This is a genomic window from Octadecabacter sp. R77987, from assembly GCF_042466115.1.
GTDB lineage: Bacteria > Pseudomonadota > Alphaproteobacteria > Rhodobacterales > Rhodobacteraceae > SW4.
The window spans coordinates 1,609,899-1,631,465 of the sequence record NZ_JAXHBQ010000001.1 but is presented as its reverse complement, the minus strand read 5'-3'; the positions used below and the strand labels follow the sequence as shown (position 1 = coordinate 1,631,465).

Here is a 21,567-nt window from a genome sequence, read left to right as displayed (position 1 = left end):
ACTGGCGAACAGCGCCGCGTCCGTCTAGGGATGGACGCACGCGGCCATCATTGAGTTACTGAACCGGAATGAAGTCAGCGCTCTCTTCAAAGACCACAAGCGTGATGCAATGCTCCGGCCCGACGCACAGGTCTGCATGGGGCACATCGGCGGGCTGATACCAGCTTGATCCTGCCGTGAGGACCGGCCCCTGATCGGGTTCCGACATCTCCCAATGCTGATGGCTGCCCGCCAGGATGAAACCCCAATACCCGTCCGAATGCGTGTGCGGGATTGCCATGGACTGACCGGGGTCGGTTCGGGCGATGAAGGCCGTCGCCACGCCCTGACCCAGACCGCCATAGAGCGCGTAGGCCTCGACCCCCGGAAACAAGGGTTGCCAAGGGATATCCTCGGCCGGTGTGCGCACCATTTGATCGGGAAAGCGGTCCTGCGCGGCGACAGGAAGGGATGCGATCACAGCAAGGCCAAGACTGGCGAGGATCGTTTTGAGGTGAGACATTTTGGTAGCTCCTTGGTTGGTGAACGGGGTTGGTAAAATTCGGGCTTGGTAGGCCCTCGAATGTGCGTTGCCTTGAATGTGATTGCCGCGAAGCCGGGCGGCAACTTGCACTTCGTCCCATAAGCTTGCAAATCGTCCCACACGGCTTGCTTGCTCACGTCAAACGCGCAAGGAATGCGCCTACCGTTCCAGCGAAGAGGCTCTGCCGTGGATCACGACAACACCGCACTTTATTCAACAACGATTCTGTTCGGGGCCGTCTGCAAACTGATGGAAACAGACCCTCGCGACGTTATCTTTGACGCGGGCTTGCCCGGGCGCATTGCCACCGGTCACGGCGTCCGCATCACCGAAGCTGATTTCTTCAAGATATGGGACGGAATCGTTGCGCGATCCAGGCGCACCGACTTTGAAGCACATATCGGGCGCGGCCTTGCCAATGGGGCAACGTCTCCGATTTTCTTTGCGATGTCCTGCGCGCCCGACCTGCGCACCGGTTTTGAACGGTTTGCAAAGTTCAAACATGTCTTCGGTCCGATGACGATGACGGTCAAGAACGACAAGGGCCGCTTGCGTGTTGCGATCCGGCTTCTGCGTCAGAACACTGATTTTCCGGCGTGCCTTGCACCAAGTATTCTTCTCTTTCTGCACGAAAAAGCGTGTTCGTGTACTGCAAAACGCCTTGTCCCCGAAAAGGTGTTTTTTCGAGGACCCGACGAAAAACGGCATGAACTGGCGGATGCGTTTGGTGTCATGCCAGAGACAGGCGATCCGGAGATCGTCTACTCGCCCGAGGATGCGCGTCTGTCTCTCGTGTCCGAGAATGCAGCGCTTTGGATGTCAGTAGAACCCGACCTGAACCTTCAGCTCGCGCAAGCCAATACGACAGTCAGCATACCAGAACGCGTCCGTGCCTGTTTGATCGAGGCCATTGGCGATGGCGACCCGTCTATTGCCTATGTCTGCGAACGCCTGTCGAAAAGCCGCACGGGGCTGCTGCGGGAACTGCAAGCAGAAGGCGCAACGTTTCAGGATATTCTGACCGACACGCGAAAATCTCTCGCGCTGAGATATCTGCGCAACAGCGATATGACCGTCAAACAGGTCGCCAGCCTGCTGGCCTACCGCGACACCAATGCCTTCCACCGCGCGTTTCGTGCCTGGACAGGACAGACACCAACGCAGGCCAGAGCGATCACCCAGTGATGCTTGTTAGGCTGAGAACGGGCTACAAATGCGAACTATGCCCCGGTTCCCGTTTGCTACATGACTCGCCGCTGGTTTTTGAAGCGGACGTTGGCGCAATTATGGTGGGAGCTACGTTTGTCCCGCAAGGCGGACGCTAATACTCTCCGCGCCAATGCGGTGATCTACCCGCCCCGCACCGTGTCGATCATCAACTGCACGTTTTCAGGGTCGGCGTCCGGTGTGATGCCGTGGCCGAGGTTGAAGATGTGCGGGCCGTTTGACAGGGCGTCGACGATGTGTCGGGTTTCGCGGATCAGGTCGTCGCCGCCTGTAACCATGTGGCTGGATTTCAGGTTGCCCTGCACGCAGCCATCGGGTTGCACGTTGGCGGCGGCCCAATCGGCACTCACGCCATCATCAAGCGCGATACAGTCAGCGCCGATTGCTGCGTGCAGACCGGCGTAGCGTTCGCCTGCGCCACGCGGGAAGGCGATGACAGGTGTGTCGGGGTGGCGCGCCTTGAGGGCGGCCGTGATGCGCGCAGCGGGTTTCACGGCGTAGTTTGTGAAATCATCGCCTTGCAGTGATCCGGCCCAGCTGTCGAACAGTTTGACGACTTCGGCGCCTGCTTTGATTTGCTCGGACAGATAGTCGATTGTTCCGATTGTGATCAGGTCGAGCAGAGCTTCGAAGACCGCGCGATTTTCGGCTTTCAGCGCGTGGGCTGGCCCCTGATCAGGGGTGCCCTGACCGGCGATCATGTAGGTTGCCACCGTCCATGGTGCGCCAGCAAAACCGATTAGCGTGGTTTCGGCGGGCAATTCGCGCGACAGGATTTTCACGGTTTCATAGATTGGCGACAGGGTGTCGTGGATTGCGCTGGCTGGTTTCAGGGCGCACAGATCATCCGCAGATGTGATCGTCGACAGTCGCGGCCCTTCGCCGGTGACGAACCAGAGGTCGGCACCAAGCGCCTGTGGCAGCAGTAGGATGTCGGCGAACAGGATCGCCGCGTCGAACCCGTAGCGGCGGATCGGTTGCAAGGTGACTTCGGCCGCGAGGTCAGGATTGTAGCACAGCGACAGGAAATCACCGGCCTGCGCGCGGGTTGCCTTGTATTCGGGCAGGTAGCGCCCCGCCTGCCGCATCATCCAGATTGGCGGGGTGGGCAGGGTTTCACCTGCAAGGGCGCGAAGGATGGTTTTTTGCTGTGCCATTTTGTGCCTCTGATCGTTTGGGTGGTGGTCCCAAGTGACGCGGGGATTGTCAATGCGGTTGTCAGCCACATTGCGCGCGCCTAGAAGGCCATATGACCCATGATTTGCCCACCCCCGACCAGCCGCTGCGGATCGGCACACGCGGTTCGCCGCTTGCGCTTGCCCAAGCGCATGAAACACGCGCCCGCCTGATGGCGGCGTTTGATTTGCCTGATGATGCCTTTGCGATTGTCGTGATCAAGACCACGGGCGATGACCGCACCCTGATTGATGCGGATCGCCCGTTGAAAGAGATCGGCAATAAGGGGCTGTTCACCAAGGAAATCGAAGAGGCGATGCTGGATGGGTCCATCGACATTGCCGTGCATTCGATGAAAGACATGCCGGTGGCGCAGCCTGCGGGGTTGTTGCTGGATACCTATTTGCCGCGTGAAGATGTGCGCGATGCCTTTGTGTCGCCGCATTTTGGCGGGTTGGCTGATCTGCCCGAAGGGGCGGTTGTCGGCACGTCAAGCCTGCGCCGCCGTGCGCAACTGTTGTCCCGCCGTCCTGATCTGCAGGTCGTGGAGTTTCGCGGTAACGTGCAGACCCGTTTGCGCAAGTTGCATGACGGTGTGGCGGCGGCGACGTTTCTGGCGATGGCAGGGCTGAACCGGCTGGGGATGGATGACGTGCCCTGCGCCGCGATTGCGGTGGATGATATGCTGCCCGCCGTGGCCCAAGGCGCGATCGGGATTGAACGGCGCGCGGATGATGTGCGCACGGGTGAAATGCTGGCGGCGATCCATGAACTGCACACGGGCCAGCGGCTGGCGGCGGAACGCGCGTTTCTGGCGGCATTGGACGGGTCGTGTGAAACACCGATAGGTGCCCTGGCGGAACTGGACGGGGACAGGCTGCGCCTGCGCGGCGAGATTTTACGCCCTGACGGGACCGAAGTTTACAGCGATTCCGCAGAGGGCACGATTGCCGAGGGGCCGGACATGGGCCGCGCGATGGCGGCCCGTTTGCTGGCGCAGGCGGGGCCGGATTTCTTTAGCGTCTAGGCAGCACCTTGCCGGGGTTCAGGATGCCGTTGGGATCAAGGGCGGCTTTGATCGCGCGCATGGCGTCCAGCGCGACCGCGTCCTTGCGCCGCGCCATTGAGGTCAGTTTAGACGTGCCGATCCCGTGTTCGGCGGAAAAGCTGCCGCGCAGGCTTTGCACGACGTCCTCGACCGCTTCCATCAACGCGTCATGCAAGGCCGGATCGGTTGATCTGGGATACATGGAAAAGTGGATATTGCCATCGCCCAGGTGGGCGACGGACAGCTGCGTGGCGTCCGGATCAAGGGCGGAAATGCGCGGTGTGATCAGGTCGAAAAAGGTCGCGATCTTGTCCAGTGGCAGGGCGATGTCCGTGTCCACGAAGGGTTTCACCCCATGCGAGATTTCAGCGGCCGCTTCGCGGCGTGCCCACATTTCGCTGCGCTGGCTGTCGTTTTGGGCGATGACCGCGTCCAACAACGTGCCGTTTTCCAGCATCGCCCCCAGCGTATCTTCAAGCAGGGCCACCACGGGGATGCGCCCGTCATCGGCGGGGGTTGCATCGCGCGGGGCGGTCGCGGCGACCTCGATCAGGATGTTCACGTCATGGGGCGCATCGAAGGGTTCGCGCGCGCCTGCGATCCGGTCCATGTGGCCCTGAATATAGGTGCGGGGCATGTATTCAAACGCCTCGACCGCGCCGCCGGTGATGTCTTGCATGGTGTTGAGCAGCGTCAGCGCATCGTCGATTGACGGCACGGTAAGCATGGCTGTGGCATAGGCGCGCGGCTTGGGGCGCAGTTTCATGACGGCGGCGGTGATCACGCCCAGCGTGCCTTCGGCCCCGATCATCAGGTGGCGCAGGTTGTAGCCGGAGTTGTCCTTGTGCAGTTCGGACATCAGATCCATGACGCGGCCATCGGCCAGCACCACCTCGATCCCGAGGCACAGATCGCGGGTGTTGCCATAGCGCAAGACGTTGGACCCGCCCGCGTTGGTGGACAGAACGCCACCGATCATCGCTGATCCGCGCGCGCCGAAAGTCAGCGGAAAGATCAGATCGTGGGCTGCGGTGGCCTCGTGCAGGGATGACAGGATCACGCCCGCCTCGACCACGGCGATGCGCGCATCGGGGCGGATGTCGCGGATCGCGTTCATCCGGTCGAGGGACAGCATGATCGCGCCTTTGGCCTGCGTGCCGCCGACAATGCCTGTGTTCCCTGACACGGGCGTGACGGGCGTGCCGCTGGCATGGGCGATTTCCATCACGGCGGACACTTGCGCGGTATTGGCGGGGCGCACAACGGCCAGCGGATCAAGGGCATAGACGCCCATCCAGTCGGATTGCCACTTGGCGGTGTCGTCACCTGTGAGGACGTTGGCGGGGCCAATGGCGGCTTGTAGTTGCGTGAGGATATCCATGGGCGGACGGTAGTTTGTTTTCTTAGCCAGAATCAAGCCGCAGGCGCTGGATGGTTGATGCGTCGCCGATCGCACGGGAAATAGAATAGCGACCGGGTGCGGCCCGCATTTCGCTGCGCGAATTGCTATACCGCACGCATTCAAAAATCTTTGATTTTGTGAATGGTGGTGGCGTGGGGGAGACTTGAACTCCCGACCTATCGATTATGAGTTCGATCGCTCTAACCAACTGAGCTACCGCGCCTAACCACTGGGGTGCTTTAGATACTGGTTTGGTCCCTGTCAAATAGGTTTTAGCCCAAGGAACAGCTAGCGCGGCCTTTCAACGCGACATTGCGCGCGCTAGGCTTTGGTTCGACCTGTGAGGGGGCGATTTTGATGCAAAAGAACATCCTGTTCGTGATGTATGACCAGTTGCGGTTCGATTATCTGTCCTGCGCGGGCCATCCGCTTTTGCAGACCCCGAACTTTGACCGTGTCGCGGCCAAGGGCGTGCGATTTACCCGTGCCTATGTGCAATCGCCGGTCTGCGGGGCATCGCGAATGTCCACCTATACGGGGCGCTATGCGTCCAGTCACGGGGCGCAATGGAACGGCTTTCCCCTGCGCGTCGGCGAGATGACGATGGGTGATCATTTGCGCGCGCTGGGCATGGGTTGTTGGCTGATCGGCAAGACGCATATGAAAGTCGATGCGGCGGGGATGGCGCGCCTTGGGCTGTCGCCGGATTCGGTGATTGGCGCGCGGCAGGCCGAGTGCGGTTTTGATGTGTGGTGCCGGGATGACGGGCTGTGGGCCTGGGGGCCGGACGGGTTTTATGATGAACAGCGCAGCCCCTATAACGCCTACCTGACATCGCGTGGCTATGACGGGGAAAACCCATGGGCGGATTATGCCAACGCAGGTGTGGACGGCGACGAGATGGCGACGGGCTGGATCACTGCGCATGCGGGCAAGCCCGCCAATATCCGCGAGGAGGACAGCGAAACCCCGTGGCTGACGCGCCAGGCGATGGCGTTCATGGATCAGGCACAGGGGCCATGGTGTGCCCATGTCAGTTACATCAAACCGCACTGGCCCTATATCGTGCCCGCGCCCTATCATGCGATGTACGGGGCCGACAATGTCGTGCCGCCGGTGCGTGATGCGTGCGAGCTGGATGATCCCAACCCGGTTTATGCGGCCTTTGCCGGGAATGAATTTGCCAAATTATATCAACGGGATGAAGCGCGCGAGACCGTGATCCCCGCCTATATGGGGTTGATCAAACAATGCGACGATCAGCTGGGGGTTTTGCTGGATCATCTGGCGGAAACGGGCCGTGACAAGGACACGGTGATTGTGCTGACCTCGGACCATGGGGATTATCTGGGCGATCACTGGCTGGGTGAAAAGGACATGTTTCATGATCCGTCCGTCAAGGTTCCGCTGATCATTTATGACCCGGCCGAAACCACAGGCGGCGTGACCTGCGATGCCTTGGTGGAATCGATTGATCTGGCTGCGACGTTCATTGAAATGGCCGGGGGCACGGTGCCTGATCATATTGTCGAGGGGCGGTCGCTGGTGCCATTCCTGCGCGGTGAAACGCCCGCATGGCGGGATTTTGCGATCAGTGAATACGATTACTCCTGCCAGTCGATGCGCGCGAAACTGGAGGTCAGCCCGCGCGATGCGCGTCTGTTTATGGTGGTGGATCGGCGCTGGAAGTTCATTCACGCCGAGGGTGGGTTCCCGCCAATGCTGTTCGATCTGGACAATGATCCGCAGGAATTGCGCGACCTTGGCCGCAGCGGGTTGCACGATGATATTCTGGCGCTGATGTATGACCGGCTGGGTGCCTGGGGGCGGCGGATGGCGCAGCGCGTGACCGTGTCGGACGGCGATATCATGGCGCGGCAGGGCGGGTCCGAGGGGGTTGGCATTCTGCACTGGCTTTGGGATGGAAGCGAGGTATCGCAGGAGGCGTTATCGCGCTATCGCGGGCCTGTGCGCCAGCGCTATGTGGATGACTAGGGCGCGCTGAACCGCCAGCTTGTGATCTGCTCATAGGTCTGGCCGGGGTGCAGTTCGATGCCGGGAAAGCCCGGTTTATTTGGGGCGTCGGGCCAGCTTTGTGCCTCGATCGCCAGTCCTTCGTAGGGTGCGCGGTGCGGGCGATGGGTGGTGCCTGCGTCGAACACCTGAATGCCGGTCTGGTTGGTTGCCACGGTCATGGTGACACCGGATTGACCGGTCAGCGTCAGCACATCGCGCAGAGCGCCTGGTGCATCGGACAGGCAGAAATTCGTATCGAAATCAGGGGCTTGCGGGTGTATATCGCGCGGGGTTCGAAGATCGTAGGAGGTGCCGCTGACATCGCGCACTTCGCCCGTTGGGATTTGCGCGGTGTCGTTGGGCGTGTAGCGGCCGGCGGCGATCTGCAACCGGTGGCCGGCCCAAGTTTCGCTTGCGTCAAGGTTCCAGTAGCTGTGGTTTGCGAAATTGATCAGCGTGGGGGCGTCAGTGGTGGCGGTCACTGTCATCGACAGCGTTGAACCGGTGATCCGGTAGTGGACACGCACGGTGCGGTTGCCGGGAAAGCCGCCCTCACTGTTTGGCAATTTCACGGATAAAATGCACGAATTTTCCGCTTGTTCATCAATTTGCCACACTTTGAAATGTGTTCCAGCCGCGCCGGAATGGAGCGTGTGCTGGTCCAGATAGTTTGCCTCGAACTGGTGGGATGTGCCGTCAATCACGGCCTGCGCGTTGCTTAACCGGTTGACGACGGGGCCCATCAGCCCACCGTAATGATGCATCCCGCCGGTGTAGTCGGACAGATCGGCGCTGTTCAGGGTCAGACCGTAAGGCACGCCCGCCAGCCGCACATCCTGCAACAGTGCGCCCCAGGTCAGGAGCGTCGCGCGCAGGGTGTCGTTGCCAATCGTGATCGCGTGGACATCGCGCCCGTCAGCGGTGGTGCCGAATATCGTCACGCCAGCGGTTCCCAGTGCACGCCCGCGGCGGGAATTTCGGTGCCGTTCCAGTTTTGCGGATGGGGGGCGTAGTTGAACACAAAGCGGTGGGTGTCGGTGTCGCGGATACGCAGACCCTCGGGCAGGCTGTGGGTTTCCAGATCAAGGATATCGCAGTGATAGCCGATGATCCGATCAAAAGTCGCCGCGTCGGGCCAGCCTGCCAGATAGCGCAGATTGTCGCTGCCCATGATCGCGGGGTGGCCGTCTTTGGTGGTCATATGGGCCGTATCGCCCCCTTCAAGGTGTTCGAACCAATGCAGGAAACGCCCGCCGCCCGACAGTTTGACCTGCGCGTTGGGCGGGAGGCTTTCGGTGAGGGCAACAGTCACATCCAGCCCGTCGATGTCGGGGCCAAGCGGTGTGGGAATCGACAGGTGTTCGGTTTTGGTATCGGTGCGCGGGCCAATCAGGGCGATGCCTTTGAATGCGGCAAGTGCGGCGCGCAGCGGGTCGGACAGGTGCATGATACCGGGCGCGAGGACCAGTTTGTAGGGCGACAGATCGGCGCAATCGGGCGGCAGGATGTCGATGTTCAAACCGGCGCGGCGCAGGGCGCGATAGGCGCTGAATGCAAGGCGGAACATGTCGAAATCTGCTCCTTGCGGCTGGGCCTCCCAGCCCCAGGCGCTTTCGTAATCGAACACCAGCGCGACCTGCGCTTGCGCTGTGCCGACATCGGGTAAGCCATTGATTTCTTGTGAGACTTGCTGCGCTTCGGCCAGTGCGGGGGCATCGGCGCTGTCGGGCCGTAACAGGCCGGCGTGCATCTGTTCCTGCGCGAACGGGGCCTGTCGCCAACGGAAATAGCAGACGGTTTCAGCGCCGTGGGCAAAAGCCTCCCACGCCCAAAGGCGGGCCATGCCGGGCAGGGGGGCGGGGTTGTAGGGCGCCCAGTTCACGGGACCGGGCTGTTGCTCCATGATCCAGAGTCTTCCCCGCCCCACAGCGCGGTAAAGATCATGGTGGAACGCCTGATTGTCAGGGTCGCCCTGACGCAGGAACATCAGCTTGTGATCGTCGCTGCCTTCGATCCGGTCGGACAGAAAACCGATCGGATAGCTGTCCCATGATGCGATATCGAGGTCGGCCCCGACCTTCCAGTGATCAAACGAGGTTTCGCGCCCCATATAGTTGTGGATGATCGGCGCATCGGAATGTGCGCGGATTTCATCAACCTGCACGCGATTGAACGCGACAACCTGATCGCTTGAATAGCGCGCGAAGTCCAGCACATGCGGGTGGTTGGGTTCGGTCACGGTCAGGTTGGGCAGGTCGATCTGCGCCCAGTCGTCATAGTCCATCGACCAGAACACGTTGCCCCATGCGCGGTTCAGGGCATCGGGGCTTTGGTATTTCTGCGCCAGCCAGTCGCGAAAGCCTGTCCGTGCGGCATCGGAATAGCTGCGTGTTGTGTCGTGACAGGCATATTCGTTGTCTGTTTGCCATGCTGCAATGTGTTTATTTGATCCATAGCGCTGTGCCATCAGCCGTGTGATCCGGCGGGATTCATCGCGATATCCAAGGTCGCTGAAGCAATAGTGACGCCGCGATCCAAAGTTGCGTGGCCGCCCCTGCGCATCGACCGGCAGCATGTCGGGGTGTTTATCGAGCATCCAGCGCGGCGGGGTTGCAGTGGGTGTCCCAAGGATGATTTTCAGCCCTGCCTGCCCCAGCACATCAATCGCCCGATCCAGCCAATCCCAGCGCAGATCGCCCGCAACGGGTTCCAGCCGCTGCCACGAAAATTCGCCGATCCGCACCCATGACAGGCCAGCGGCGACCATGCGCGCGGCGTCCTGTTCCCAGATGTCTTCGGGCCAGTGTTCGGGGTAGTAGCAGACGCCAAGGGTGTGTTTCATGTCGGTCCCTTAAAGGATAACTTGGTGTTCGGGTTGGCCGGTATGATTGACCTTGGTGGCAAAGGTTTTGCCGTCATGGGTGCTTGGGTCGCTCAGGCCAACAGCGGCGGATGTGCAGAACAGGGTTTGCAGGTTGTCGCCGCCAAATGCAGGGCAAGAGGTTTGCGACGCGCCAAAGGCAACGGCTTCGATGAAAGCCCCATCAGGATCGTAGCAGGCCACGCGGTTGGCGCCCCATTGGGCGTTCCAGAGGTTGCCATCAGCGTCGACAACCGCGCCGTCAGGCCGCCAATTGGTGCCTGACAGGTCAAGCCAGAGTGCGTGGTCGCCCTTGGGCCAGCCCTCGGTATCAAGCGCGACCCGCATGATTTTCTGGGTCGGCGTATCGGTGAAATAGGCGTGGCCGCCATCGGGACTGAAGCAGATTGCGTTGCTGATCGTGACAGGGGCATAAAGCTGGCGCAATTCGCCGCGATAGTAGCGATAGATCGCGCCTGCGCCGTCTTGGGCGTCGATTCCCATGGTGCCGATCCAGAAGCCGCCATAAGGGTCCGCACGTCCGTCGTTTGAGCGCGTAACGGGGTTGTCGGCTTCGAGCGGGCAAAGAGTATCGGCCTTGCCGGTGGTCAGATCAAAGTGGTGCAGGGCCGAGGCCGAGGCAAGGATCAGGCTGTTGCCATCGACCCATCCAGCGGCGGAAACATATTCGTCAAACCCCCAGGATTGCGTTTGCGTGTGCAGGGTTTTCCCCAGAATATCGAACCAGAACAGTTCGTTACGGGCCGGATGCCAAAGCGGTCCTTCACCCAGCTGGCAGATGCGATCGTCAAATATCATGGGCGCGCTGCATCATAGGCGGCGACGATGTCAGCGGCGCGCGCTGCGATGTCGGCCAGGGTCATACCGGGCTTGTAAAGGGCCGATCCGATGCCGAAACCGTCTGCGCTTGCGGCAAACCAGTCGCCAAAGTTGTCCGGGCCTGCGCCGCCAACTGCATAGACTTGGGTGCCGGCGGGCAGGACCGCGCGGATCGCCTGCAAGCCTGCGGGGCCAAGCAGGGAACCGGGGAAGATTTTCAGCCCGTCGGCGCCGTTTTTCAGTGCGGCGAAACATTCGGTTGGCGTGAGAACGCCGGGCCAGCTGGCCATGGCGGCGGTTTTGGTCGCGACAATCACGCGCGGATCGCAATTGGGCGATACGACCAGTTTGCCGCCCGCCTGTGCCACGCGTGCCACGTCATCGGTGGACAGGACGGTGCCCGCGCCGATCAAGGCGGTGTCGCCATGTGCATCGGCCATCGCCCTGATGCTGTCGAACGGATCAGGCGAATTCAGCGGCACTTCGATCTTGGTGATGCCTGCGTCGATCAGGGCGGCCGCGGCGGCGGCGGCTTCGGGCGGGGTGATTCCGCGCAGGATAGCAATGATATTGCGGGTCATGATGTGGCTTTCAGGCGGCGATAGGCGGCGGTTAGCCCGGCAAGGGTCGCACGATCCCCATCAGTTTGGGTGACGGGCACGCCTTGGGCGGTCAGCGCGGTTGTATAGATCTTAGCAAGCGGGCCAGCGCCGACAACCGCCACGGATTGTCCCAACCAGTAGGGTCGCGCAGCGGCAAGTTCTGCCCCGATCAGCAGCCCCGACAAACGCGCGCGTGCAGCGTCGCGGCACTGGCCGTTGACCAATTCGTTGGCACGCAGGTTGAACAGTCGCGCGGCAAGGGCTTCTGGTTTGCTGATCGCTTCGCTGACGGCGGTGGCAAAGGCCGCATCGTCCCATCCGTTGCCAATCGAATGCTGCAGCACCGACTGGCCAGACAAAAGCGCAAACATTTCACCGGTCATGAAGGTCTGGAAGCTGACGACCTCGTCGGCGCTGATATGGACCCATTTGGTATGGGTGCCGGGCAGGCAGATCACTCCGTCCCATTTGGGATTGAGTGACAGGAATCCGGCGATCTGGGTTTCTTCGCCCCGCATCACATCGGCGGGTTGCATTTGTTTGATACCGGGGATCACGCGCACGTCCATCGTGGCGGATGGTGCGCGGGTCAGCCCGTCTGGCAACGCGGGGCAAGGCGCTGTGGCATAGGGCGCTTCGACCCAGCCCTGACGCGAGCCGACCATGCCGCAGGCGATCATCGGGCCAGTGCAGCCCCAGTCGCCGACCAGATCATGCAAAGCCCCTTCAAATTCGTCGCGCGACAGGCTGCCCATACCGCGATCCGACTTGGCCTGATCGACGATGGTGCCACTGGCGGTCATGCCCCATACACGCAAGTGTGTGGTGCCCCAGTCAATCGCGATCCAGTCCGGTTTAGTCACAGTTTCTTCCCTTCAAGCACCCACATACGGTCAGGGAAGGACCATGGCAACGTGATGCCGTTTGCCATGAGATAACGCCCCGTTAGGGTGACGGGGCCGGATTTCAGAGCAGGGGTGCCGCGGGACAGGTGGTGGATGTCTTGCTGATTGGCAAGGCTGATGAGGTATTGCGCGTTTGGATCAAGCGCCGTGAGGCGCAGCGGGCGCGGGGCGATTTGGGCCGAGGTGTCGGCCTTACCTGCAAACACAACGAAACGCGCGCCATCGGCGGCCAGTTGCTGTTCGGCGATCACCGCCGGATCGGCGCTGTCCAGACGCAGGATATCGGCACGCTGCATCCAGTCGCGGTTGGCTTTCCACCATGCGGTGACGTGGCGCAGCACTGTGGCTTCCTTGTCGGTCAGCTCGCGCGGGTCCATTTCGAACCCCATGTGCCGTTGGGCTGCGACCCATGCGCGAAACGTGATGTCGTGCATTCGCCCCGAGGTATGACAATAGCGCGGGCCAACATGGCTGCCGGTGACGGACAGCGGTAGGAACAGGGCGGCGTTGTGCTGGATACGCAGCCGTTCAAGGGCGTCGTTGCTGTCGGACAGCCAGACCCGCTGTGTGCGCTGCAGGATGCCGAAATCAACCCGCCCGCCACCCGAGGCGCAGCTTTCGATTTCCACCTGCGGAAAGTCGGCGCGCAGGCGGTCGATCAGCGCATATGATCCGCGTGTTTGCGCCGCATCGGGCATGGGCAACACGCGGTTATGGTCCCATTTGATATAGTCGATGGGGTGTTCGCGCAGGATCGCCGACATGCGGTCATAAAGGAAATCGCGCACGGCAGGCAGTGCCATATTCAGCGCCTTTTGCTGGCGGCCCAGCGTCTGGTCTTCGCCACCCAAAGCCCAGTCGGGGTGGGCGCGGTGGATGTCGCTGTCGGGGTTGATCATCTCCGGCTCGAACCAGATGCCGAATGTCATGCCAAGCCCGTGCACATGGTCAATCAGCGGGTGCAGCCCGTCGGGGTATTTGCGTGGGTCGACCGTCCAGTCCGACAGGGAACGCGTGTCATCGTCGCGTTGTCCGAACCAGCCGTCATCAAGCACGAACCGTTCCGCGCCAAGGTCAGCGGCGCGTGTGGCGATGTCTTTCAACGCCGGCACGTTGTGGTCGAAATAAATCGCCTCCCAGCAGTTGTAGTGCACGGGGCGGGGCGCGTCCGGTTTGGGCCATGTTATGATCCGGTCGCGCAGGTGGCGCTGGAACGCGGTGGCGCAACCGTTTAGCCCGCTGGGTGAATAGGTGATGTAAAGCGGGGCGGTCTTGAATTGGGTCGCGGCCTCGGTCTCCATGCGGGCGGCGTGGCCCCATTGGATCTGGCGGCGGCCGTCCTGCAATTCTTCGGCGATCATCCGGTGCCCGCCGGACCAGCCATAATGGAATCCGTAGGCTTCGCCTTGGGTGTTGGTCGCGCCTGTGCAGGGGATAATCAGGCCGGGAAAGTGTTCGTGGCCTGTGCGCCCCGTGCGGTTTTCGCGGTAGCGCATTCCGGCGGACCATGCAGTGCGGTTGGTCTGGAATTCACCACACCAGCGGCCCGAAAAATCAATCATCTCACCGCTGTGCTGCGGTGCGGGCAGGACGGGCGCAGCCAGCCAGTGCAGGTGCACCGGCGCGTCCGCGTCCAGCACGGTTTGGGCAGTGATGATGTGGGTGTCGGGATCAAGCGCAAAGATGAATGTCAGCGTCAGCCCGTTAGCGGCATCGCGGTAGATCAGGCGCAGATCGTTGCCGTTGCTTTCGCTGTCATAGCAGAATTTCGGCAGCAGCGGGGTGCCCTCCCCATCCCGCACGATCAGGCCGGGTTGGCCGGGAAAGCTGCGCGTGGCTTCGGGGCAAAGCGACAGATCGGGGTTGGCGTCCAGCATCCCGCCGGTGACGTCGATGGCGTGGGTGGCGTGCAGGGTGGCAAGGTTTTCCTGCGCGGGCAGGGCTGGGCCCCAATAGACCACCTGCGGCAATCTTTCACCGGTCGCAGCCAACACAAGGGTCTGGCGCGCGTCATCAATCCTCCAGTGGTGCATTACTTGACGGCCCCCAGCGTCAGACCGGCGATGAAGTGCTTTTGCATCAGAAAGAACATCGCGACGGGCGGCAGGGCGGCAACGATGCTGCCCGCGCTCATCAGGTGATAGGCCGCGCGATACTGGGCGTTAAAGCTGGTGATCCCTGCGGTAACGGGTTGCGCGTTTTCGCCCTGGGTCAGGACCACGGCCCAGAAATAATCGTTCCAGATGAACGTAAAGATCAGCACCGACAGGGCGGCAATCGCAGGCTTCATCAGGGGCAGGACAACATACCAGAAGATGCGCCATTCCGCGATGCCTTCGACGCGGGCGGCTTCGATCAGTTCAAACGGCAGGGCGCGGATAAAGTTACGCATGAACAGCGTGCAGAACCCTGTCTGGAATGCGATGTGAAATAGCACGAGGCCAGTCTTGGTGTTGTAAAGCCCCATGTCCACGGTCAGGTCGCGCACCGGCACCATGAGGATCTGGAACGGCACGAAATTGCCCGCAACGAACATGAAGAAAATCCACAGGTTCGCGCGGAATTTATAGATCCCAAGGGCAAAGCCGGTCATGCAGGACAGGGCCACCGCGCCGATCACCGTGGGGATGGTGATAAAGACCGAGTTCAGCAAAAAGCGCGGCATCGGCGAGTCGAGGAAGACCTTGCCATAGTTTGTGATGCCCTCGAAGGAGGTGGGCCAGCCCCAATAGTTCGCGTTGGAAAAATCCGCGTCCGGTTTGATTGAAAAGACGGCAACGGCAAGCAAAGGCATCAGCCAGATGAACAGGACAAGCGGCAGCAGGCTTTGATATGTCAGCTGCCACGTGCGGGATGTCTTGGCGATTGGGGTGGGAAACATCTTAGCGCCCCTTCTCTTCTTGATACATCGACCACAGGAAGTAGGCGATAAAGACCAGCATGATCAGGAACAGCACCACGGCGATGGCGGCGCCGTATCCCATGCGCAATCCGTATTCGCCCAGCGACTTTTCAAACATGTAAAACGACAGCACGCGGGTTGACCCGAAGGGGCCGCCGTTGGTCATGATGCTGATCAGATCGAACGAGCGCAGCGCGCCGATGATCGTCACCACAAAGGCGATGAAGGTGGCGGGTTTCAGTTGCGGGATGATCACGTGCCACAGCATGCGTGCGCCTTTTGCGCCATCAAGGCGCGCGGCTTCGACCTGTTCGGGGTCAACCGCATTCAGGCCCGTCAGATACAGGATCATGCAATAGGCGGTTTGCGGCCAAAGACCCGCAAGGATCACGCCGTAGGTGGCAAGAGCCGGATCCCCAAGGACGTTGATCGCGTCAATCCCGAACCAACCCAGTGCCACGTTCAGCAGCCCGAATTTCGGATCGTAGAACCATGTGAACACAAGGCCGACAACGACCTGAGAGATCACGAAAGGGAAGAAGAACAGCGATTTGTAAAGGCGGATGCCGCGCACGGTCTGGTTCAGGAACAGCGAAATGAACAGCCCCGCGGGGATCGCCAGCAGGTAAAGCACCAGCCACTTGAGGTTGTTGAGCAGCGAGGTGTGGAATTTGCGGTCGTCCATCAGTTCGACGTAGTTTGCCAACCCGACCTGCGTGCCCTGCTGGGACATTTCCCCAAGCCCGTTCCAGTCAAACGTCGAGATATAGAATGACTGAAAGACAGGAATGATCACGTAGAACATGAAAAAGAGCACGCCCGGCGCAAGGAACAGCCACGGCGCGATGGATTGCCGGTTGCGGTGCAGCCATGACGGATCGTGTTCTGCGTTGCGCGTGGGAAGGGCGGTGTCAGACATCGGCGGCGTCCTTGCGTGGCTTATTTGAAAAGCGCGGTGGCGGCTTGCAGATAAGTCAGGCGGAATGGGGTGGACGGGGCGCGCAAGACACGCCCCGTCCGTTTTGGTTTACTGCAAGCTCATGCGTGTTTCTTCCAGACGATCAAGAATATCATCAAGATTGTCAGGGAAGACCATGAACTCCTGGAAGCCTTCCATGGCCGCTGCGGCCATTTCGGCCGATGCGTCACGGTCAAAGAACTGTGCAACGCCGCCCGGGGAATTGGTGGACAGCATTTCAAAGCCCTGGTTCAGGAACTTGTCGTCATCGACCGATGCACCAGCGTTGATCGGCAGCTGGCCAAGGCCGGCACCAGAGTTGATGATCGTCTGGTTTTCAGGCGACACGACGAAGCGCAGGAATTCGCGCGCTGCGTCCTTGTTGGCGGCACCAGCCGGGATGTGGAACGTATCGGTTGGCGCATCTTCTGCCTTGGCGATACCGGGTGTGATTTCCACGAACTGGTAGAAGTCCAGCTGATCATCGGTCAGGCCTGCTTCGCGCAGAGGTGCGACAGCAAAGTTACCCATCAGGTAAGCGGCAGCTTCGCCGTTGACCATGAAGGGCAGGGCTTCTTGCCAGCTGTAGGTCTGGTGGTCGTCAATGAAGGCGCCCATATCGACCAGCGTGCGCCAGTTTGCGAAGGTTTCGCGCACACGGTCATCTGTCCAGGGGATTTCGCCCGAGGTCAGTTGCATGTGGAAGTCGTAACCGTTGGTGCGCAGGTTGAGGTAGTCAAACCAGCCGCCCGCAGTCCACAGGAATTTCGTGCCGATTGTATAGCAGGCGCGGCCGCTATCGACGATGGCCTGACAGTTTGCCAGCTCTTCTTCCCATGTAGATGGTTCGGTCAGGCCGAGTTCCGCAAAGATGTCCTGACGATAGTAAACGCCCCACTGATAGTATGTGTAGGGAACGCCCCACTGTGCGCCGTCAATTGTCATCGCGCCGCGTGTGGAGGCCAGCGCTTCCATTTCGGGTTCGGCCCAAAGGTCCGAGATGTCTTCGAACAGACCGGCATCGACATAGGGGCGCATCCGGTTGGCGGCATACCAGTTGGCAACGTCCGGCGTGTTTGCCGTCAGAAAGTTGCGAATCTGGGTTTTGTAGGCTTCACGATCAATGATCGTGAGTTCGATGTTCAGATCGGGGTGCATCTCTCCGAAACGCGCGACCATGTCCTCCATGACGGCGCGTGGTGCCGGGTTGGACATGTCCGAGAAGATGATCAGATCGCCGCTAAGCGCGTGCGATTCTGCGAAAAGGGCCGTTGTCGAAACAGACGCAAGCCCGAGCGCCAGTGCTGACGCTTTCATGATGGAACGCATAGTTTTCCTCCCTATTGCTTCCTTCAGTGAGTTCCAAATAGTGAAACTCGATTTTAGATATTGAAATTATAATGCCGAGTCGCCTATGCTTGTCAACAGCGCAGTTGGGATTCTGGAGGGGATCGCGCAGTGCAAGAGGAGGATCGGCATGGCGGGATATTCGGGCGATGGCACGGTGGGCAAGGCGCTAAGCGTGCTTGATCAGGTGGCGGCGTTCGGGCGGCCTGTGCGATTCGTCGAGTTGATCGACGATTCACCTTTTCCAAAAGCCACGCTGTATCGGTTTGTCCAATCACTGACCAATCAGGGCATGTTGTCGTTTGATCCCGAACGCGGCACCTATGCGCCCGGTGTGCGGCTGGTGCGGCTGGCCCATGCGGCATGGGCGCAGTCGTCGCTCGCGCCTGTCGCGCGTCCGTTTCTGGATGCCCTGAGCGAAAGGCTGGGCGAAACCATACACCTTGCCCAATTGGACCACGCGCAGGTTCTTTATGTGGACAAACGCAACGCGGCCCGTCCGCTAGAGATGTTCAGTGACGCCGGCAAGATCGGACCCGCCTATTGCACAGGTGTGGGCAAGGCGATGCTGGCGTTCATGGATCGCGCGACGCTTGACGAGACCGTCGAGCAGCAATCGTTCCATCGCTTTACCGATCACACGCTTTCTGACGCAGATGCGCTGCGCGCCGAGCTGACAAAAATTCGCGAAAACGGCTATGGGTTTGACCGCGAGGAGCACGAACCCGGAATCATCTGTGTTGCGGTGCCGATCCTGTCGGAGGCGGGCCGCGTTCTGGGTGGCTTGTCGGTGACCAGTTCGACCGAGCGCACCAATCTGGCGGGGCTTGAACGGCTTGTCCCCGAAATTCAAGAAACCGCGAAACTGATCGCGCGCGAGGCAAGCGCATGGCGCTTTCCGGATCGCGTTGCATCCTCATGACAGGGAAGAAGTAGATGACTGGTGTTCAACTTAACAACGTAATCAAGCGGTATGGCGATGTGCAGGTGATCCACGGGATCGACCTGACAATCGAGGATGGCGAGTTTTGCGTTTTCGTCGGTCCTTCGGGGTGCGGCAAATCCACGTTGCTGCGCATGGTCGCCGGTTTGGAGGAAACCACCGAAGGGTCAATGACCATCGGCGAACGTGATGTGACGCGGATGGATCCCGCACAGCGCGGTGTGGCGATGGTGTTTCAGACCTATGCGCTTTATCCGCATATGACCGTAGAGCAGAACATGGGGTTCGGGCTGAAGATGAACGGCCATCCCAAGGCCGAGATCGACAAGAAGGTCGGCGAGGCCACGCGTATCCTCAAGCTTGAGGACTACCTGAAACGCAAGCCCGCCGCCCTGTCGGGCGGTCAGCGTCAGCGGGTTTCGATAGGGCGCGCGATTGTGCGCGGCCCCGAGGTGTTTCTGTTCGACGAACCCCTGTCGAACCTTGATGCGGAACTGCGCGTCGAGATGCGTGTCGAAATCGCCCGCCTGCACAAGGAAATCGGCGCGACGATGATCTATGTGACGCATGATCAGGTCGAGGCGATGACGCTGGCGGACAAGATTGTCGTGCTGCGTGCGGGCGTGATTGAACAGGTGGGTTCGCCGATGGATCTGTATCGTGATCCCGACAACAAGTTCGTGGCGGGGTTCATCGGATCACCCGCGATGAATTTCCTGTCCGGCACGGTGACGGCTGACGGCGTCAAGGTTCCCAGTTTGCAAGACACCCTCAAGATCAAGTTGCAGGCGGCAGATATCGGTCGTGACGTGGTTGTCGGCCTGCGCCCTGAACACCTTGTGCTTGATCCCAAGGGCAAGACCCACACGATTGATCTGACCGAAAGCCTTGGTGGCGTGTCCTACGCTTACCTGCTGTCGGAAACGGGCGAAAAACTGGTGGTTGAAGAACGCGGCGACGAGCGCTCGACAATGGGTGATACCGTTGGCTTGCGGTTTGATACCGCGCGGGTCTATCTGTTTGACGCCGAGACCGAGTTGCGCATTCGGTAACGTAAGCTGGGTTTCAACCCAGCTTACCGTTTGCCGTAGTAAAGCCCGACAACGTGTTCCGCCTGCGCAAAGAACAGCCAGCGGGCGGCAAAGACACCTGCCAGGTGGCTGATCAGGGCCAGGGCCGCCAGCACGTGTGAATGCGTGATAAGCAGCAAAACGGGAAGCACAACCATCAAGACAATCGCGAGAACACGCAGTTTGAAAGCGTGCTTGCGCCCGATCACATAGACAAACTCCCTGAGCAGATAGTTTGTGCCTGTGTGGGGTGGTTCGAATGCGCGCACATCGCCGCGCGCGCCAAGGCCTGTTGCCGTCCCAAGTGTTGTGCCGGAATTGGCCAGCGCGCGATCGCCCACGATCCAATGGGCAATCTGTGCGACCCCCGCGATGATCAAAAGTGGCGTGGCGATGCTGACCTGTCCCGCCAGAAGCGCGCCACCGGCAATGCAGATGGTCAGAAACATGAGCGGCGTTGTGGCGTTATGCCAGCGCGGAACAGTCTTGATCTGGGTATAGATCATCGCCGTGGTAAAGACCGTGCCAATGGACAGGGCCGCACCAATGTTGCCAAGCATCCCCCAGCGGCTGTCAAGAAACACAAGGCCCGCACCGTAGATCGCCATGGCAAGCAGGGCCGCCACGGCACAGATGCCTTCACGTGACAGCCAGCTGGTGCGCCATTGCGTGAATGCCTTGAGTGCGCGTTCGGGGTGGCCAAGGTGGAAGGTTGATGCAATCAACCCGCCAACGGCCAGAAGATAGGCGATTGTGAACCAGACAAACGCCATGAAGCCTGTCGGAACAAGAAAGCCCGCGCCAAGGAATGCCAGCAGGCCAAAACCGATACCGGACAGGGTCGAGAATATGATGACGGACGGCGCGGGATGCATTATTTCGTCCCTCCGGGCATGGCGGTAAGCGCCTTGTCGAGCCAGCCAAGGAACCCTTTGGGGTCTTGCGCCACAGGTTCAAGGAAGGGCGCGAGGATGTCGACAGGCGTGTCTTTGGGGCGTGGGGGCAGGTATTTGTTCACAGGCTTCGTGCCCATTTCCGGCATCAGGTCCATCCCGCCTCGTTCGGCCGTCAGGATGCTGACATTGCTGTTGGGGTCGGCGAAATCGCCAAAGTGGCGTGCATTTGACGGGCAGGTGCGCACGCAGGCCGGTTCGCGGTCTTCCTCGGGAAGGTTTTCGTTATAGATGCGATCGACGCACAGGGTGCATTTCTTCATTACGCCCGCCGCCGCGTCCATTTCGCGTGCGCCGTAGGGACAGGCCCATGCGCAAAGCCCGCAGCCGATGCAATCGCTTTCGTTGACCAGCACGATCCCGTCCTCGACCCGTTTGTAGCTGGCCCCGGTGGGGCAGACGGTCACGCAGGGCGCGTCTTCGCAGTGCAGGCAGGATTTCGGGAAGTGGATCAACTGTGCGGGGCCGTCCTTGGGTCGCACCTCGTAGGAATGCACACGGTTCAGGAAGGTGCCGGACGGGTCCGCGCCGTAGGGGTCCTGATCGGACAGCGGTGCGCCATAGTTTTCGGTGTTCCACCCTTTGCAGGAGATCACGCAGGCATGGCAGCCGACGCAGGTATCTAGGTCGATCACGAGGCCGAGTTTGCGGTCGGTATGGGTGGGGAGCTGGGTCATGCGGGCAGCCCTTTTGGCGGGGTAAGATGGGTCACGACCCACGTTAAACTTGTTGTTGGGGCAGGAGCCTCCGGCGGGAGTTGTATGGCTAAGATGAAGACGGGAGCGGCGGGGTCGG

Annotated in this window: 19 protein-coding genes and 1 tRNA gene; 5 read left to right on the top strand and 15 right to left on the bottom strand. The window is 60.6% G+C overall.

From position 1 onward, the window contains the following. Positions 1-55: 55 nt before the first annotated feature. Positions 56-502: a cupin domain-containing protein gene (locus tag SJY21_RS08240; protein WP_377508795.1), complete on the bottom strand. Its 447-nt coding sequence runs from the start codon at positions 500-502 to the stop codon at positions 56-58. Positions 503-676: 174 nt separating this feature from the next. On the opposite strand from SJY21_RS08240, the gene SJY21_RS08235 reads away from it, so the two are divergent. Next, positions 677-1,708 carry an AraC family transcriptional regulator ligand-binding domain-containing protein gene (locus SJY21_RS08235; protein WP_377508792.1) on the top strand — a complete coding sequence of 344 codons (1,032 nt, stop codon included), beginning with the start codon at positions 677-679 and terminating at the stop codon, positions 1,706-1,708. Positions 1,709-1,872: 164 nt separating this feature from the next. Here the strand turns inward: SJY21_RS08235 and hemE are convergent, their stop codons facing one another. Beyond that, positions 1,873-2,907: a uroporphyrinogen decarboxylase gene (gene hemE / locus SJY21_RS08230; RefSeq protein WP_377508789.1), complete on the bottom strand. Its 1,035-nt coding sequence runs from the start codon at positions 2,905-2,907 to the stop codon at positions 1,873-1,875. 92 nt (positions 2,908-2,999) lie between these two features. Here hemE and hemC point away from each other — a divergent pair, with 92 nt between their 5' ends. Then, on the top strand, positions 3,000-3,953 hold the full coding sequence (gene hemC / locus SJY21_RS08225; protein WP_377508786.1) for a hydroxymethylbilane synthase: 954 nt from the start codon (positions 3,000-3,002) through the stop codon (positions 3,951-3,953). Here the strand turns inward: hemC and SJY21_RS08220 are convergent. Both SJY21_RS08220 and SJY21_RS08215 read right to left on the bottom strand, forming a co-directional pair. Next, positions 3,943-5,355 (bottom strand): FAD-binding oxidoreductase, encoded by a 1,413-nt coding sequence (locus tag SJY21_RS08220; RefSeq protein WP_377508783.1) that lies wholly within the window; start codon positions 5,353-5,355, stop codon positions 3,943-3,945. The two genes, hemC and SJY21_RS08220, sit on opposite strands and share 11 nt — an antisense overlap. Before the next feature lie 166 nt (positions 5,356-5,521). Next, a tRNA-Met gene (locus SJY21_RS08215) sits at positions 5,522-5,599 on the bottom strand. Positions 5,600-5,733: 134 nt separating this feature from the next. Here SJY21_RS08215 and SJY21_RS08210 point away from each other — a divergent pair. Further along, positions 5,734-7,371 carry a sulfatase-like hydrolase/transferase gene (locus SJY21_RS08210; RefSeq protein ID WP_377508780.1) on the top strand — a complete coding sequence of 546 codons (1,638 nt, stop codon included), beginning with the start codon at positions 5,734-5,736 and terminating at the stop codon, positions 7,369-7,371. Here SJY21_RS08210 and SJY21_RS08205 read toward each other — a convergent pair. The 9 genes from SJY21_RS08205 to SJY21_RS08165 form a co-directional block, all read right to left on the bottom strand. Beyond that, complete coding sequence (locus tag SJY21_RS08205) at positions 7,368-8,333, bottom strand: aldose epimerase family protein (RefSeq protein WP_377508777.1); 966 nt, start codon at positions 8,331-8,333, stop codon at positions 7,368-7,370. The genes SJY21_RS08210 and SJY21_RS08205 overlap by 4 nt on opposite strands. Further along, positions 8,330-10,234 (bottom strand): beta-galactosidase, encoded by a 1,905-nt coding sequence (locus SJY21_RS08200; RefSeq protein WP_377508774.1) that lies wholly within the window; start codon positions 10,232-10,234, stop codon positions 8,330-8,332. The genes SJY21_RS08205 and SJY21_RS08200 overlap by 4 nt, the downstream gene beginning before the upstream one ends. A gap of 9 nt (positions 10,235-10,243) precedes the next feature. After that, entirely contained in the window at positions 10,244-11,071 is an 828-nt protein-coding gene (locus SJY21_RS08195; RefSeq protein ID WP_377508771.1) for an SMP-30/gluconolactonase/LRE family protein, read from the bottom strand. Further along, positions 11,068-11,673 carry a 2-dehydro-3-deoxy-6-phosphogalactonate aldolase gene (locus SJY21_RS08190; RefSeq protein ID WP_377508768.1) on the bottom strand — a complete coding sequence of 202 codons (606 nt, stop codon included), beginning with the start codon at positions 11,671-11,673 and terminating at the stop codon, positions 11,068-11,070. The genes SJY21_RS08195 and SJY21_RS08190 overlap by 4 nt, the downstream gene beginning before the upstream one ends. Beyond that, positions 11,670-12,557, bottom strand: a complete 888-nt coding sequence (locus SJY21_RS08185) for a 2-dehydro-3-deoxygalactonokinase (RefSeq protein ID WP_377508765.1) — start codon at positions 12,555-12,557, stop codon at positions 11,670-11,672. The genes SJY21_RS08190 and SJY21_RS08185 overlap by 4 nt, the downstream gene beginning before the upstream one ends. Then, positions 12,554-14,632: an alpha-galactosidase gene (locus SJY21_RS08180; protein WP_377508762.1), complete on the bottom strand. Its 2,079-nt coding sequence runs from the start codon at positions 14,630-14,632 to the stop codon at positions 12,554-12,556. The genes SJY21_RS08185 and SJY21_RS08180 overlap by 4 nt, the downstream gene beginning before the upstream one ends. Further along, positions 14,632-15,480, bottom strand: coding sequence for a carbohydrate ABC transporter permease (locus SJY21_RS08175; RefSeq protein WP_377508759.1), 849 nt, complete (start codon positions 15,478-15,480; stop codon positions 14,632-14,634). The genes SJY21_RS08180 and SJY21_RS08175 overlap by 1 nt, the downstream gene beginning before the upstream one ends. A 1-nt stretch (position 15,481) precedes the next feature. Beyond that, the gene (locus SJY21_RS08170) at positions 15,482-16,420 is read right to left on the bottom strand and encodes a carbohydrate ABC transporter permease (protein WP_377508756.1); all 939 of its coding nucleotides are present in this window, start codon (positions 16,418-16,420) and stop codon (positions 15,482-15,484) included. Between the two features lie 108 nt (positions 16,421-16,528). Then, complete coding sequence (locus tag SJY21_RS08165) at positions 16,529-17,788, bottom strand: extracellular solute-binding protein (protein ID WP_377508753.1); 1,260 nt, start codon at positions 17,786-17,788, stop codon at positions 16,529-16,531. A gap of 148 nt (positions 17,789-17,936) precedes the next feature. Between SJY21_RS08165 and SJY21_RS08160 the strand changes: the two genes are divergently transcribed. Both SJY21_RS08160 and SJY21_RS08155 read left to right on the top strand, forming a co-directional pair. Beyond that, positions 17,937-18,728 carry an IclR family transcriptional regulator gene (locus SJY21_RS08160; protein WP_377508749.1) on the top strand — a complete coding sequence of 264 codons (792 nt, stop codon included), beginning with the start codon at positions 17,937-17,939 and terminating at the stop codon, positions 18,726-18,728. 14 nt (positions 18,729-18,742) lie between these two features. Next, on the top strand, positions 18,743-19,801 hold the full coding sequence (locus tag SJY21_RS08155) for an ABC transporter ATP-binding protein (protein WP_377508746.1): 1,059 nt from the start codon (positions 18,743-18,745) through the stop codon (positions 19,799-19,801). A 23-nt stretch (positions 19,802-19,824) separates the two neighbouring features. Here the strand turns inward: SJY21_RS08155 and SJY21_RS08150 are convergent, their stop codons facing one another. After that, positions 19,825-20,694: a dimethyl sulfoxide reductase anchor subunit family protein gene (locus SJY21_RS08150; RefSeq protein ID WP_377508743.1), complete on the bottom strand. Its 870-nt coding sequence runs from the start codon at positions 20,692-20,694 to the stop codon at positions 19,825-19,827. Further along, positions 20,694-21,449, bottom strand: a complete 756-nt coding sequence (locus SJY21_RS08145) for a 4Fe-4S dicluster domain-containing protein (protein ID WP_377508740.1) — start codon at positions 21,447-21,449, stop codon at positions 20,694-20,696. The genes SJY21_RS08150 and SJY21_RS08145 overlap by 1 nt, the downstream gene beginning before the upstream one ends. Positions 21,450-21,567: the final 118 nt, after the last annotated feature.